Consider the following 15,023-nt stretch of genomic DNA (forward strand, 5'->3'; position numbering starts at 1 on the left):
GCGTCGACTACGCGAACGCCCGCGAGACGCTATCGTCGGCCGTCTCGGCGCTGATCTTCTCCCACGCCGCCACGAAGTCGTCCATGTAGATCTCGGTGCGGTCGTCGCGGATGGCGAACATGCCGGCCTCGGTGCAGACGGCCTTGATGTCGGCGCCGGAGGCGTCGTCGGCCATCTCGGCCAGTTCCACGAAGTTCACGTCGTCGGCGACGTTCATGTTGCGGGTGTGGATCTGGAAGATGATCTCGCGGCCCGCCTCGTCGGGCTTGGGCACCTCGATGAGGCGGTCGAACCGGCCGGGGCGAAGGATGGCCGGATCGAGCATGTCGAAGCGGTTGGTCGCCGCGATGATGCGGATTTCGCCGCGCTCCTCGAAGCCGTCCATCTCCGAGAGGAGTTGCATCATCGTCCGCTGGACCTCGGCGTCGCCGGACGTCTTCGAGTCCGTCCGCTTCGACGCGATGGCGTCGATCTCGTCGATGAAGAGGACGGCGGGTTCGTTCTCGCGGGCCACCTCGAAGAGGTCGCGGACGAGTTTCGCGCCCTCCCCGATGAACTTGTGGACGAGTTCGGAGCCGGCCATCTTGATGAAGGTGGCGTCGGTCTGGTTGGCGACCGCTTTGGCGAGCATCGTCTTCCCCGTCCCCGGCGGACCGTGGAGGAGGACGCCCGACGGCGGATCGATGCCGACCTGCTGGAACATTTCGGGGCGGTCGAGCGGCATCTCGACCGTCTCGCGAACCTCCTGCATCTGCGATTCGAGGCCGCCGATGTCCGCGTAGGTCACGTCGGGGCTGTGGTCCACCTGCATCACGCGGGCGCGAACGTCCGTCTCCTTGTCGAGCCGTTTGACGATGGAGAGGGAGTTGTTCACCGCGACGCGCGCGTCGGGTTCGAGCTCCGACTTCATCTCCTCGGTGACCTCGGTGAGGGCCTCCTGATTGTTGCCGTGCTGTTTGATGATGACGCCCTCGTCGTTCACCTCCTGTACCGTCGCGACGAACAGCGGCGACTGCTTGAGCTTCTTGTTCTCGTGGGTCAGCCGTTCGAGCTTCTGCTGGTACTTGTTGTTCTCGGCGTTGGCGTCCAGCAGCTTGTCGCGCATCTCCTCGTTCTGTCCCTCCAGCACGTCGAGGCGCTCACGGAGGGCTTCGATTTTCTCCTGCTGCGACGTCGCCTCGTCGTCGTACGGGAGGTCGACATCGTCCACAGTATCGGTCATTAGCCGTTTTAAGTCGCTGATTCATAAGAGACTTCGGGTGGGTGCGGAGTTCGCCGTGACTCCTCGTCCCAAGATATAACCAATGAGCATCAAACTCGATAACAAATATTATTATCCTGTATGTGCGAGGTTGGTGTAAGATGAGTACGACCGAGGCAGTCACCCGCGACGAGGGCGCGGATCGGTGGGCCGACGTGCGCGACCTGCCGCCGAGTGCGAAACTCGTCGCGAAGGTCCTCGACTACAACGAGACGCTGAGTCAGAGCCAGTTGGCCGAGGAGACGCTGTTGCCGCCGCGGACGGTCCGGTACGCGCTGACACGGCTCGAAGACGCCGACGCCGTCGAGTCACGGTTCTCCTTCTCCGACGCGCGCAAGCGCCTCTACTCCCTCAAGATTTAACACCGAACGGGCGGCCATCCGTTCCCGTGACCTCCGCGACGCCGACGCCGACGTTCGCGCGGCCCTGCACGCCCTCGCGACCGACGACGGTGTATCGACCGTAGACACCGACGCCATCGACGAGGCCGCCGCCGCCCTCGACGACGTTCGCGACGCCGCGGCGTTCGTCGCGGCCGACGGCCTCCCGCGCCTCCGCCGGGCCATCGACCGCGCGGACCGCGCCGGCGACGACGCGGCCGTCCGCCGGGGGCGTGACGCCCTCGACGCCCTCGAACGGTGCCGGCGAGCCGCCGCCAACCACTTTTAGGGGGGATCGTAACTGTCCGTAGATGCTCGCCGGACCGTCCCGGCGAGCATCTACGATGACTTCCGAGCCCCCCTATTCACCGCGGTCACGGAACGGTTTTGAGCGACGGGGCGCAACGCCCACCACGATGACACGGGTGATCCACACCGGCGACACCCACGTCGGCTACCGACAGTACCACTCGCCGGAGCGCCGGCAGGACTTCCTCGACGCGTTCGAGGCGGTGATCGACGACGCGGTCGACGGTGACGTCGACGACGAGGGATCGAAGACCCCTCGGGCCGACGGCGCGGCCGTCGACAGCGAGGGATCGAAGACCCCTCGGGCCAACGGCGAAGCCGTTGACGCCGTCGTCCACGCCGGCGACCTCTTTCACGACCGCCGTCCCGACCTCTCCGACCTGCTCGGCGTCCTCTCCGCCCTTCGGCGTCTCGACGCCGCCGACGTGCCCTTCCTCGCCGTCGTCGGCAACCACGAGGCGACCCGCGGGAGCCAGTGGCTCGACCTCTTCGAGAACTTGGGGCTGGCGATCCGGCTCGACGCCGAACCGACGGTCGTCGGCGACACCGCCTTCTACGGCCTCGATCACGTCCCTCGCTCCCGGCGTGACGACCTCGACTACGACTTCGCGTCTCCGCCCGCCGACGCCGACGCGACGGCACTCGTCGCCCACGGCCTCTTCACCCCATTCCCGCACGCCGACTGGGACACCGAGGCGTTGCTCGACGCGGCGACGGTCGACTTCGACGCCGTGTTGCTCGGCGACAACCACGCCGCCGACACGGCCCAAGTGGCCGACACGTGGGTGACCTACTGCGGCTCGACCGAGCGGGCGAGTACGGACGAACGCGACGCCCGCGGCTACAACCTCGTCGAGTTCGGCGCCGACGCGGGCGGATCGGCGACCGTCGACATCCGACGCCGGTCGCTCGACACCCGGCCGTTCGCCTTCGTCGACGTGGAACTGGCCGCGGGCGAGGGGGTCGAGCGCGTCCGCGAACGCGTCCGCGAATACGACCTCTCGGACGCCGTCGCGGTCGTCTCGATCACCGGCGACGGCGACCCCGTCACGCCCGCGGCCGTCGAGGACGCGGCGCTGGAGGAGGGCGCCCTGCTCGCGCGCGTCACCGACCACCGGGCGGTCGGGGGCGAGACGGCCGAGGCGACGCCGGACGTGGACTTCGCCGACCCCGACGCCGCCGTGCGGGAGCGCGTGCGCGAGATGGAGCTCTCGGATCTCGGCCGCCGACTCGACGAGACCATCCGGGACGACGCGGTGGCCGACTCGAACGTCCGCGACCGGGTCGCGTCGGCGGTCGGGGAGGCCGTGGCGGCGGGCGCGCTCGACGGATCGCCGGCGGACGGCGAGGCGGCGGATTCGGACGCTGCGGCCGGGGAGGATGACGGCATCGACGACCGACGCGATCAGGTCTCCATGGAGGACTTCCTGTGAAGTTCGACCGGATTCGCCTGCGGAACTTCCGCCCGTACGCGGACGCCGACCTCGACTTGCGCGACGGCGTGACGGTCATCCACGGCCTCAACGGGAGCGGCAAGTCGTCGCTCTTGGAGGCGTGTTTCTTCGCGCTCTACGGGTCGAAAGCGCTGGAGGGGACCCTCGACGACGTGGTCTCCAACGGCGCCGAGGAGGCCGAAATCGACCTGTGGTTCACCCACGCCGACGCGGCCTACCACGTCCACCGTCGCCTCCGGGCGTCGGGCGAGCGGACGACCACCGCGGACTGCGTGCTGGAGGGACCGGACGCGACGGTCGAGGGCGCCCGCGACGTGCGGGCGTTCGTCGTCGACTTGCTGCGGATGGACGCCGAGGCGTTCGTCAACTGCGCGTACGTGCGGCAGGGCGAGGTGAACCAGTTGATCAACGCCTCGCCGGCCCAACGGCAGGACGTGATCGACGACCTCCTGCAGCTCGGGCGACTGGAGGCGTACCGCGACCGGGCCGGCGACGCTCGACTCGGCATCGAGGACGTGCGCTCCGGGAAGCGGGGCGAACTCCGGAAGGTGGAGTCACAGATCGAGGAGAAGGAGGCCGAGAACCTCTACGCCGCGCTCGACGACCTGGAGTCGACGCTGTCCGAGGTGGATTCGCAGATCGACCACTACGAGACACAGCGCGAGAAGGCCCAAGAGACGAAAAGTGAGGCCGAAGCGGTGCTGGAGGAGTACGAATCGAAGCGGGCCGAACTCGACTCGGTCGAGGGCGACATCGACGACCTGGAGGCGGCGATCCACGAGGCGGAGTCGGAGCGCGAGACGCTGCGTGAGCGGGTAACCGAGGCGCGCGAGCGGATCGACGAACTGGATGAGAAGGTCGACGACCGCCTCGACGCGGCGGGGCTGGACGCGGCCACGGAGGCGGCCGTCGACCGGCGGCGTGACGAACTCGGCGAGCGCGAGGCCGAGATACGGGAGACCCGAACCGAGGCGAACGCGTCGGCGACGGGGCTCCGGAATCAGGCGACGAACCTCGCGGAGAAGGCCGACGACCTCGCGGATCGGGCGGCCGACGTCGAAGAACGCGCGGCGGAGTTGCGCGCCGAGGCGGACGACGCCGAGGCGACGGCCGAGGAGCGCGAGGCGCGCGTCGCCGACCTGGAGAACGAGGCGGCCGAACTGGCCGCCCGGTTCGAGGACGCGCCGGTCGACCGCGGCGAGGCCGCGACCCGGCGGGACGACCTCCGCGAGCGCCGCGGTGAGGTCCGTGAACGCGTGGCCGAACTCGAAGCCAAACTGGAGTCGGCGACGGAGCGCGTCGCGGAGGCCGAGGCGTTGCTGGCGGCGGGGAAATGCCCCGAGTGCGGGCAGCCGGTCGCGGACTCGCCCCACGCCGACCCCGAGGACGACCGCGAGCGGGTCGCGGAACTGGAGTCCGAACTGGCCGACGCACGCGAGCAGGTGACGACGCTCGACGACCGGATCGACGCGCTCGACGAGTTGGTCGCGGCCGAGGAGCGACTGGCCGAAATCGAGACGGAGCACGACCGGCTCGAGGACCGCGTGACGGAGGCCCATGAGACGGCCGCAGAAAAACGCGAGGCGGCCGAGAAGCGTGAGGCGGAGGCGACGGACCTGCGCGAGCGTGCCGCCGAGACCCGGGAGGTCGCGACCCAGAAGCGCGACGAGGCCGACGAGGCCGCGGCGCGGGTCGACGAGTTGACCGCCGAGCTGGAGTCGATAGCCGAGGCTCGCGAGCGCGTCGACGCCATTTCGGAGCGCTTGGAGCGAATCGCCGACCTCGAAGACGAAATCGAGCGTCGTCGCGAACGGGCGGCGGGCATCGAAGAGACCAACGACGAACGCCGGGAACGGCTCGCGGAGAAACGCGACCGCCGCGACGAACTCCGCGACGCCGTCGACGAGGACGCCATCGAATCGGCCCGCGAGCAGCGGGCGAACGCCGAGGAGTATCTGGAGAACGTCGCGGACGAACTGGACGCGCTCGGGGAGCGACGCGATTCGATCCAGACGAAAATCGGCGGCGTCAGAGGTGAAATCGAGGCGCTGGAGTCGCTTCGGGACGAACGCGACGAACTGGCCGAGTGCGTCGCCGCCCTCGATGCCCTCCACGAGGAGGCCGAGCGCCTCGAAGCCACGTACGGCGATCTGCGCGCGGAGCTTCGCCAGCGCAACGTCGAGACGCTCGAACGCCTCCTCAACGAGACGTTCGACCTCGTCTACGGCAACGACGCCTACGCCCACCTCCGCCTGAACGGCGAGTACGAACTCTCGGTCGTCCAGAAGGACGGCAGCGAACTCGATCCGACCCAGCTGTCGGGCGGTGAACGCGCCCTGTTCAACCTCAGCCTGCGGTGTGCGATCTACCGGCTCCTCGCGGAGGGGATCGACGGCGCGGCGCCGATGCCGCCGCTCATCCTCGACGAGCCGACCGTCTTTCTCGACTCGGGGCACGTCTCGCGGCTGGTCGATCTGGTCGCGGAGATGCGCGACATGGGCGTAGCGCAGATCGTCATCGTGAGCCACGACGAGGAACTCGTCGGCGCGGCCGACGACCTCGTGCGCGTCGAGAAGGATCCGCGGACGAACCGCTCGACGGTGACGCGGGCGGAGTCGGCGGTCGACGAGCTAGCGGCCGGCATCACCGACGACGACTGAGACTGATTACTGTAACCGTCTGCCGGTGGTCCGCCAAGACGGTCCGGCGACCCACCGGTACTGGCTTACGATAAACCGTACGAGACGGCTCGTCGTACCCGTCACTCCTCGGTCGCCCGGAGCCGCGCCACGGCGTCCCGGGTCGTCTCGGTCGCCTCGTAGCCGCGTTCCCCGACGACGGTCGTTTCGGCGACGAGTCCGGCCGCCCGGAACTCCGCGAGCAGGCCGTGGAGGTCGCTCTCACAGAGGTCGTACGCGTCGAGGAGGGTCCGCACGCCGACCGGTCCCCGATCCACGAGTTCGACGAGGAGGCCGAGCGCCCGGTCGTTCGGCGTCGCGGTGAGGACGCGCCGGACCGACGCGGGGACGGCGCCCGCGGCGGTCGACAGGGGCGAGGCGTCGTCCTCGACCGTGAGGTCGGCGTTCGACACGTACTCCTCGGCGCCGGTGTCGGGGTCACGGACGAGACTCGACTCGGACGAGCGCTTCACGAGCAGGTAGCGCCGGCCCTCGTCGTCCCGAACGGTTCGCATGGTCGAGTGGTGACGAGCCGCGGAGTTAGGCGTTCCGTTCGGCGTCGCCGTCGCCGTCCGCGGACCGTGGTTCCTCGCCGTCGCCGTGGCGCCGCTCGAAGGCGCGGTAGTGGTGGTACACTCGGAGGCCAGCGAGGGCGCCGAAGGCGATGGCGGCGCCACCCCACAGCCACCAGCCGCGGAAGTAGACGAGCATCGGGCCGAGCGAGAGGCCGAAGAGGGCGACGTTGGCGAGGACGACGCTCCGCCAGAACGTCTCCAGAATCTCGGGGTCGACGTCTTCCTCCGCCACTGCCGGCTCCGGAATCCGTGGCAGGTCGCGCTCCGGGTCACCCCAGCGCGACTCCGGGTTCGTCTCCTCGGGTTCGTCGGGCCACGGATCGAACACGCTCTCTGAGAGCGAACGGGAGGGGAAAAGGGTTCGGTTGGCTCAGGCCAGCTCGCGAATCGGCACCGCCGTCGACGACTCGACCCACGCGAGCGGGTTCTCCGCGTCGTAGAGTACGGTCCCGTCTTCGACTTCGTACGCCTCGACGGTGTCGATACCGTCGTGATCCGGACGTCGCGTGTCCGTACTGTCCCACCGGCCTGCATCGACGTGGTCGGACATCGTCACGAGCGTGGTACGAAGTGACATGGTATATGTTTTGTCGTCGTGACAGGGTTTTCGGGCCCCGCCGGCCGGTGAGTGGCTGGGTTTTTACCGGGGAGTGCCGAAGGGAGCGGCATGACTCAGACCGAACTCACCGGGTCTTGGGACACGGACGACTCCGACAGGCCCGACGCTGAGGCGGTCGCCGTCGCGGGCGACGCCGCGCAGTCGGTCGCCGAGGTAGTCGACGCGGCCGATCTGAAGTTCCCCGATCCGGACGGGACGGTCGACCTCGCGGTCACGCAGGTCGACTACACGGTCGAGGGACAGGGCAGCGACGAGTACCCCGTCGTCCACCTCTTCGGCCGGACGTCCGACGGTACCGCCGAACACGTTCGTGTCCTCGGATTCGAGCCGTACTTCTACGCACCGACCGCGAGCCTCGACGACGACGATCTCGACCGCGACGTGATCACGCGGACCGAGACGGGCTACGAGAGCATCCGCGGCGAAGAACTGACGAAAATCTGTACGAAGACGCCTCGCGACGTGGGGAACATTCGCGACGAGTTCGACCACTTCGAGGCGGACATCCTCTTTCCCAACCGTCTGCTGATCGACAAGGACATCGGAAGCGGCGTACGGGTCCCGGTGCGGCGGCTGGAGAGCGGGTCGATCCAGATTCCCCACGACGAGATCGAGGCCGTCGAGGTGCCGACCGACCTCCGCGTCAACACCTTCGACATCGAAGTCGACGACCGCTCGGGATTTCCGGAGGACGGCGAGGAGCCGATCATCTGTCTCACGAGCCACGACTCCCGGCGCGACGAGTACGTCGTGTGGCTGTACGAGGCGCCCGCGGGCGAGGGTGCCGTCCCCGACAGCCTCGACGACTACGAGGGTCTCGCCGAGATGGCCATCGAGGTCAGGACGTTTGACTCCGAGGCCGCGATGCTCGACGCCTTCCTCACCTACCTCGAGCGGACCGATCCGGACGTGCTCACGGGCTGGAACTTCGAGGACTTCGACGCGCCCTACCTCATCGACCGCCTCGAAGAGGTCGGCAAGCGCCCGGACGTCGACCGGAATCTGAACCCCGACCGCCTCTCCCGCGTCGACGAGGTGTGGCAGAGCGACTGGGGCGGCCCGACGATCAAGGGCCGGGTCGTCTTCGACCTGCTCTACGCGTACAAGCGCACGCAGTTCACCGAACTGGAGTCCTACCGCCTCGACGCGGTGGGCGAACAGGAACTCGACGCGGGGAAGGAGCGCTACGCGGGCGACATCGGCGACCTGTGGGAGGACGACCCCGAACGACTGCTGGAGTACAACCTTCGGGACGTGGAACTGTGTGTCGAACTCGACCGCAAGCGCGACATCGTCTCCTTCTGGGACGAAGTGCGGACGTTCGTCGGCTGTAAACTGGAGGACGCCCCGACGCCCGGCGACGCGGTGGACGTCTACGTCCTCCACAAGGTCCACGGGGACTTCGCGCTCCCCTCGAAGGGTCGGGCGGACGCCGAGGACTACGAGGGTGGGGCCGTCTTCGACCCGATCACGGGGGTCAAAGAAAATGTCAGCGTACTGGACTTAAAGTCGCTCTATCCGATGTGCATGGTGACGATCAACGCCTCCCCGGAGACGAAAGTCGACCCCGGCGCCTACGACGGCGACACCTACCACGCTCCCAACGGGACTCACTTCCGGAAGGAACCGGACGGCGTCATCCGGGAGATGGTCGACGAGTTGCTGGAGGAGCGCGAGGAGAAGAAGGCCGAACGGAACGCCAACGACCCCGGCAGCGAGGCGTACGAGCAGTACGACCGAGAGCAACAGGCGGTGAAGGTCATCATGAACTGCTTCACGCCGGACACCGACGTGCTCACGCCCGAGGGCGTCCGGAACATCCGCGATCTCGGCGTCGGAGACGAGGTGTACTCGCTCGACCCCGAGACGTTACGGATGGAGGTCAAGCCCGTAACTGAGACGCACGCGTATCCGGACTACCGTGGTGACCTCGTCGACATCGAGACGAGCAAGATCGACTTCAGCGTCACGCCGAACCACCGGATGCTCGTCCGGAAGGACGATACGAACGGCGAGTCGTGGGACGATTTCCGGTTCGTCGAGGCCGGGGACCTGAACGAGTCGTCGCACTACGAACTACCACACGGATGGGAGGGACCGGACGGCGAGCGACTGGAGACGGTCGATCTTACTGAACTCCTCGACGGCGACTACGAGGTGTGGGCGAACAACGACGTACACGGGCACACCCTCGCCGCCGAAGTCGGCTACTACCCGGACAAGATGGAGAAACAGGGGTCCGACGGGACGGGCTACGTCTTCTCGGCCACCGAGTTCGAGAAGCACCGCGAGTACCTCGACGAGTGTTGTTCAGAGTTCTACGTTCACGCCGAACGGGGCCGGAAGTGGATTCCGCGATACTACGACGGCGACGACTTCCTCGATCTACTGGCGTGGTACATCACCGAGGGATCGGTGTACATGTCCGAAGACAAACAGTTCGGGGAGCAATTCAGAGGAAGTGCCACGACGATCAAGCTTGCACAGGAGGCGATTGCCGACGGCGGTGAGAACGACGGCCACACGTCCATCGGTGAACTTCTCGACCGGATAGGCTTCGATTACTACGTCGACGACCGATGCTATCAGTTCACCTCACGACTACTCGGTCGGTGGCTCGAAGACGCGTGTGGTGAGAACAGTTTCGAGAAGCGAATCCCCGAACTTGTCTTCGCGGCCAACCGCGAACAGAAAGAGCGATTCCTCGACACGCTCGTCGCGGGCGACGGCGACCGGCAGGTGAACAGTTGGCGATACACCACGTCGAGTGAACGGCTCCGAGACGACGTGTTACGCTTGTGTGCGCACCTCGGGCTGACGGCCAGCTACAACCGCGACAGTGGTTCGTGGCGCATCTACTGCACCGAGAACGGTACGAACAGTTTCCGGATGCATCGCTCGGGAAACCGGAGCACCGCCGACGACGGCGCGTACTGTGTCACCGTCGCAGATAACAACACGCTCCTCGCAGGCCGTAACGGAAAATATCAGTTTGTTGGCAATTCTTTATACGGCGTCCTCGGATGGGACCGCTTCCGCCTGTACGACCGGGAGATGGGCGCAGCCGTCACCGCCACCGGTCGCGACGTGATCGAACACACCCAGTCGGCGGCCAACGACGTGGGCTACGAGGTGGCCTACGGGGATACGGATTCTGTCATGTTGGAAATCGGTCAGGAATCGAAAATCGAGGATGTGCCCGACGAGATTCGGGAGGCCCACCCCGAGATGAGCGAGTCGGACCTCCAGCAGGTCGCCGGCGCCATCGAGACAGGCTACGAACTCGAGGAGGCGATCAACGACTCCTACGACGAGTTCGCCCTCGACGAGTTGAACGCCCACCACCACCGCTTCCAGATCGAGTTCGAGAAGCTTTACAGACGCTTTTTCCAGGCGGGCAAGAAGAAACGGTACGCGGGCCACATCGTCTGGAAGGAGGGCAAACACGTCGACGACATCGACATCACGGGCTTCGAGTACAAGCGCTCGGACATCGCCCCGATCACGAAGGAGGTCCAGCGCCGGGTGATCGAGATGATCGTCACCGGCGACGACGTCGACGACATCGAGGAGTACGTCTACGACGTGATCGAGGACTTCGAGGCGGGCAACGTCGACCTCGACGACGTGGGCATTCCCGGCGGTATCGGCAAGCGTCTGGGCGCCTACGACACGGACACGGCGCAGGTCCGGGGGGCGAAGTACGCGAACCTCTTACTCGGCACCAACTTCCAGCGCGGGAGCAAGCCCAAGCGACTGTACCTGAAGAAAGTGCATCCGGATTTCTTCCGGCAGCTAGAAGAGGAGGGTCGCTTCGACCCTCAGGCCGACCCGCTGTACGCCGAGTTCAAGCGCGACCCGGACGTGATCTGTTTCGAGTACGCGGACCAGGTGCCGGACGCGTTCGAAATCGACTGGGACAAGATGCTGGTGAAGACGCTCAAAGGGCCCATCGAGCGGATCATCGAGGCGCTCGGCCTCTCGTGGGACGAGGTCAAGAGCGGCCAGCGACAGACCGGTCTCGGTCAGTTCTGAAACTGTATTTTCTCCTCCGAAAATAATAGTTCTCGAAGAGAGAACTCGAAGGGGGAGAATGCGTAAGCATTATGCGTCTAACAACCCACCCTCACGGTAGGGATATGGCAACACTACAGATCAACAATCTTCACGCGAAAGTCGCAGAAGAGGGCGGCGAGAGCATCCTTCGTGGCGTCGACCTGGAGGTCAACTCGGGCGAGATTCACGCCCTTATGGGGCCGAACGGATCGGGGAAGTCGACGACAGCGAAGGTGATCGCCGGTCACCCGGCCTACGAGGTCACCGACGGTGAGATCACGCTCGTCCTCGACGACGAGGACGTCGCCGACATCGACGAGGAGGTACCCGCCGAGAAGCGCGAGTGGGACCTGCTCGCCCTCGAACCGAACGAGCGCGCGGCGCTCGGCATCTTCCTCGGATTCCAGTATCCGGCCGAGATCGAGGGTGTCACCATGACGAACTTCCTCCGGCAGGCGCTCAACGCCAAGGCGGAGGAGCGAGAGGAACTGTTCGAAGATGAGGACGAAGACGAGGCGGAGGCCGACGAAGAGGAGTCGGGCTACGACACCTCCCCGATGGAAGGCAACCCCGACGACGGCGAGATCGGCGTCGCCGAGTTCCAGCAGCTCCTAAAAGAGAAGATGGAACTGCTGGACATGGACGAGAAGTTCGCCCAGCGGTATCTCAACGCCGGCTTCTCCGGCGGCGAGAAGAAGCAAAACGAGGTGCTGCAGGCGGCCATCCTCGAACCCGCCATCGCGGTGCTCGACGAGATCGACTCCGGGCTGGACATCGACCGCCTGCAGGACGTCTCCGAGGGGATCAACGCCCTCCGCGACGAGCAGGGGACGGGTGTGCTCCAGATCACGCACTACCAGCGCATCCTCGACTACGTCGAGCCGGATCACGTTCACGTGATGATCGACGGGAAGATCGCTGAGAGCGGCGGTGCGGATCTCGCCGAGAAGCTCGAGGACGAGGGCTACGACTGGGTCCGCGAGCAGGTCTACGAGACAGCGTAATACGGCTGCAGCCACAACACCAAACCATGAGTTCAGATCAAGACCATCTAAAAGAGACGGACACCGAGGCCCGCTTCGAGTTCAAGAAGGAGGAGCGCTCCTCCTTCCAGGCCGAGAAGGGTCTCACCGAGGAGACAATCCGCGTCATCTCGGAAGACAAGGGCGAACCCGAGTGGATGCTGAAGCGGCGCCTCCGTGCGCTCGAACAGTTCCAGGAGATGCCGATGCCGACGGACTGGCCCGGCCAGCCCGACCTCTCCGAGGTCGACGTCAACGAGATCATCCCGTACATCCGACCGGACGTCGAGACGCGCGAGAGCGTCGACGACTGGACGGACCTGCCCGACGACATCAAGGACACCTTCGACAAGCTGGGGATTCCGGAAGCCGAGAAGAACGCCCTCTCGGGCGTCGGCGCCCAGTACGAGTCCGAGGTCGTCTACCAGAACATGCAGGAGCAGTGGGAGGAGAAAGGCGTCATCTTCTGTAACATGGACGAGGCCGTGCAGGAGCACGGGGACCTCGTCCGCGAGCACTTCATGACGAAGTGCGTCCCCCCGAGCGACAACAAGTTCGCGGCGCTGCACGGCGCCATCTGGTCGGGCGGCTCGTTCGTCTACGTCCCCGAGGACACGACGGTCGAGATGCCCGTGCAGGCGTACTTCCGGATGAACTCCGAGGGGATGGGCCAGTTCGAGCACACGCTCATCATCGCCGAAGAGAACTCGGAAGTTCACTACATCGAGGGCTGCAGCGCACCCAAATACTCGGCGTTCAACCTCCACTCCGGCGGCGTCGAAGTGTTCGTCGGCGAGGGCGCTCACGTGCAGTATTCGACCGTGCAGAACTGGTCGAAAAACACCTACAACCTGAACACGAAGCGAGCGCTCGTCGAGGCCGACGGGCGCATGGAGTGGATTTCGGGGTCGATGGGGTCGAAGGCGACGATGCTGTATCCCTCGACGGTGCTCAAAGGCCCCGGCGCCTCGGACAACCACATCACCATCGCCTTCGCGGGCGAGGGCCAGAACATCGACACCGGGGCGAAGGTGTACCACAACGCGCCGGAGACGAAATCGACCATCGAGTCCAAGTCCATCAGCAAGGACGGCGGCCGCACGAACTACCGCGGGCTGGTCCACATCGCGGACGGCGCGGCGGACTCCTCGACGTCGGTCGAGTGTGACGCGCTGATGTTCGACAACGAATCCACCTCCGACACGATGCCGTACATGGAGATCAACGAGTCGACGGTGGACGTGGCCCACGAGGCGACGGTGGGGAAGATCGGCGACGAGGACGTGTTCTACCTCCAGAGCCGTGGCCTCGACGACGACGACGCCAAGCAGATGATCGTCTCGGGCTTCATCGAGCCGATCACGGAGGAACTGCCCATCGAGTACGCGGTCGAACTCAACCGTCTCGTCGAACTCGAGATGGAGGGGAGTCTCGGATAATCATGAGTGCGCAGGTACCAGCAGACCTCTCGGAAGCGACCGTCCACGAGATCGCCAACAGCCGCGACGAGCCGGACTGGCTCCGCGAGACGCGGCTCAAGGCGCTCAAGGCCATGGACGATCTGGAGATGCCCGACGTCATCCAGACGCCCGGCCGCCGGTGGACGAACCTCGGCCAGCTCGACTTCGACGAGCTGGCCGACCCCCTCAATCAGGCCGACGACACCGAGCGCGTCACGGACGAGGGCGTCGAGGTGCTGCCCTTCACCGAGGCGGTGGAGAAGCACCCGAAGCTCATGCAGGCCAAATTCGGCTCCGTCATCGATCCGGAGACGAACTACCTGACCGCCCTGTCGGTGGCGCTGTTCACGACGGGGACGTTCATCTACGTCCCCGAGGGCGTCGACGCCGAGGACGTGACCATCCGGACGGAGATGAACTCCCGGTCGCTGTTCAGTCACACCCTCGTCGTCACCGAGGACTCGTCGTCGGTGACGATTCTCGAACGGATCAGCTCCGGCGACGCGGCCGTCGACGGCGAGCGCTACTTCAGCAACCTCGTCGAAGTCGACGCCGCCGAGAACAGCTACGTCCAGTACGGCTCGCTCCAGACGCTCGACGAGGAGACGTACAACGTCACGCTCAAGCGCGGCGACGCTGACGTCTACTCGACGATCAACTGGATCGAGGGGAACCTCGGCTCGCGGCTCACCCGCTCGGACGTCGAGACGGAGCTCAACGGCGATAGCTCCGAGACGAAGATCGTCGGCGCCTTCTTCGGCCACGACGACCAGCACTTCGACGTGAACGCGCGGGTCTGGCACCAGGCCGAGCACACGACGGCCGACCTCGTCACCCGCGGCGTCCTCGACGACACCGCCCGGTCGGTGTACGAGGGCGTCCAGGACGTGGGTCGTGAGGCGTGGGACACCAGCTCCTACCAGCGCGAGAACACGCTCATGCTGAGCGACGACAGCGAGGCCGACGCCTCGCCGAAGCTCATCATCAACAACCACGACACCGAGGCCTCCCACTCCGCGACGGTCGGGCAGGTCGACCGTGAGGACCTGTTCTACCTGACCTCGCGGACGATCCCCGAGCGGGACGCCCGGAACATGCTCGTCGAGGGCTTCTTCGTGCCCGTCCTCGAGGAGATTGCGGTCGAGGAGTTCCGCGAGGACCTCGAACGTCGGATTTCGGCCCGGCTTCGCGAGTAGCGCCGAACAGGGA

12 protein-coding genes are annotated in these 15,023 nt (G+C 66.1%); 7 read left to right on the top strand and 5 right to left on the bottom strand.

The window, feature by feature from the left end; genetic code table 11:
• Positions 1–7: 7 nt before the first annotated feature.
• On the bottom strand, positions 8–1,222 hold the full coding sequence (gene pan1 / locus DU484_RS06955; protein ID WP_114605482.1) for a proteasome-activating nucleotidase Pan1: 1,215 nt from the start codon (positions 1,220–1,222) through the stop codon (positions 8–10).
• A 140-nt stretch (positions 1,223–1,362) separates the two neighbouring features.
• Here pan1 and DU484_RS06960 point away from each other — a divergent pair, with 140 nt between their 5' ends.
• A complete protein-coding gene (locus DU484_RS06960; protein ID WP_049935510.1) occupies positions 1,363–1,623 on the top strand; it encodes a MarR family transcriptional regulator in 261 nt (86 codons plus the stop codon).
• On the opposite strand, the gene DU484_RS06965 is transcribed toward DU484_RS06960, so the two are convergent.
• Positions 1,613–1,924, bottom strand: coding sequence for a hypothetical protein (locus DU484_RS06965; protein WP_114605483.1), 312 nt, complete (start codon positions 1,922–1,924; stop codon positions 1,613–1,615). The genes DU484_RS06960 and DU484_RS06965 overlap by 11 nt on opposite strands.
• A 133-nt stretch (positions 1,925–2,057) precedes the next feature.
• Here DU484_RS06965 and DU484_RS06970 point away from each other — a divergent pair, with 133 nt between their 5' ends.
• Positions 2,058–3,383 (top strand): metallophosphoesterase family protein, encoded by a 1,326-nt coding sequence (locus DU484_RS06970; RefSeq protein ID WP_114605484.1) that lies wholly within the window; start codon positions 2,058–2,060, stop codon positions 3,381–3,383.
• Entirely contained in the window at positions 3,380–6,064 is a 2,685-nt protein-coding gene (gene rad50 / locus DU484_RS06975) for a DNA double-strand break repair ATPase Rad50 (protein ID WP_114605485.1), read from the top strand. Before DU484_RS06970 ends, rad50 begins: the two co-directional genes overlap by 4 nt.
• Before the next feature lie 101 nt (positions 6,065–6,165).
• Here rad50 and DU484_RS06980 read toward each other — a convergent pair whose 3' ends face one another.
• From DU484_RS06980 to DU484_RS06990, 3 genes are read right to left on the bottom strand one after another with little or no spacing between them, the layout of a single operon-like run.
• The gene (locus tag DU484_RS06980; RefSeq protein ID WP_114605486.1) at positions 6,166–6,597 is read right to left on the bottom strand and encodes a DUF7346 family protein; all 432 of its coding nucleotides are present in this window, start codon (positions 6,595–6,597) and stop codon (positions 6,166–6,168) included.
• 25 nt (positions 6,598–6,622) lie between these two features.
• Positions 6,623–6,985: a DUF7322 domain-containing protein gene (locus DU484_RS06985; protein WP_114605487.1), complete on the bottom strand. Its 363-nt coding sequence runs from the start codon at positions 6,983–6,985 to the stop codon at positions 6,623–6,625.
• 42 nt (positions 6,986–7,027) lie between these two features.
• Positions 7,028–7,234, bottom strand: a complete 207-nt coding sequence (locus DU484_RS06990) for a DUF7331 family protein (protein ID WP_245957295.1) — start codon at positions 7,232–7,234, stop codon at positions 7,028–7,030.
• 90 nt (positions 7,235–7,324) lie between these two features.
• On the opposite strand from DU484_RS06990, the gene DU484_RS06995 reads away from it, so the two are divergent.
• From DU484_RS06995 to sufD, 4 genes are all read left to right on the top strand, one after another.
• A complete protein-coding gene (locus DU484_RS06995) occupies positions 7,325–11,311 on the top strand; it encodes a DNA polymerase domain-containing protein (RefSeq protein WP_114605488.1) in 3,987 nt (1,328 codons plus the stop codon).
• Between the two features lie 104 nt (positions 11,312–11,415).
• The gene (locus DU484_RS07000; protein ID WP_114605489.1) at positions 11,416–12,336 is read left to right on the top strand and encodes an ABC transporter ATP-binding protein; all 921 of its coding nucleotides are present in this window, start codon (positions 11,416–11,418) and stop codon (positions 12,334–12,336) included.
• A gap of 26 nt (positions 12,337–12,362) precedes the next feature.
• Positions 12,363–13,793, top strand: coding sequence for a Fe-S cluster assembly protein SufB (gene sufB, locus DU484_RS07005; RefSeq protein ID WP_114605490.1), 1,431 nt, complete (start codon positions 12,363–12,365; stop codon positions 13,791–13,793).
• 2 nt (positions 13,794–13,795) lie between these two features.
• The gene (gene sufD, locus DU484_RS07010; RefSeq protein WP_114605491.1) at positions 13,796–15,010 is read left to right on the top strand and encodes a Fe-S cluster assembly protein SufD; all 1,215 of its coding nucleotides are present in this window, start codon (positions 13,796–13,798) and stop codon (positions 15,008–15,010) included.
• Positions 15,011–15,023: the final 13 nt, after the last annotated feature.

The sequence above is a fragment of the Haloplanus rubicundus genome (assembly GCF_003342675.1).
GTDB lineage: Archaea > Halobacteriota > Halobacteria > Halobacteriales > Haloferacaceae > Haloplanus > Haloplanus rubicundus.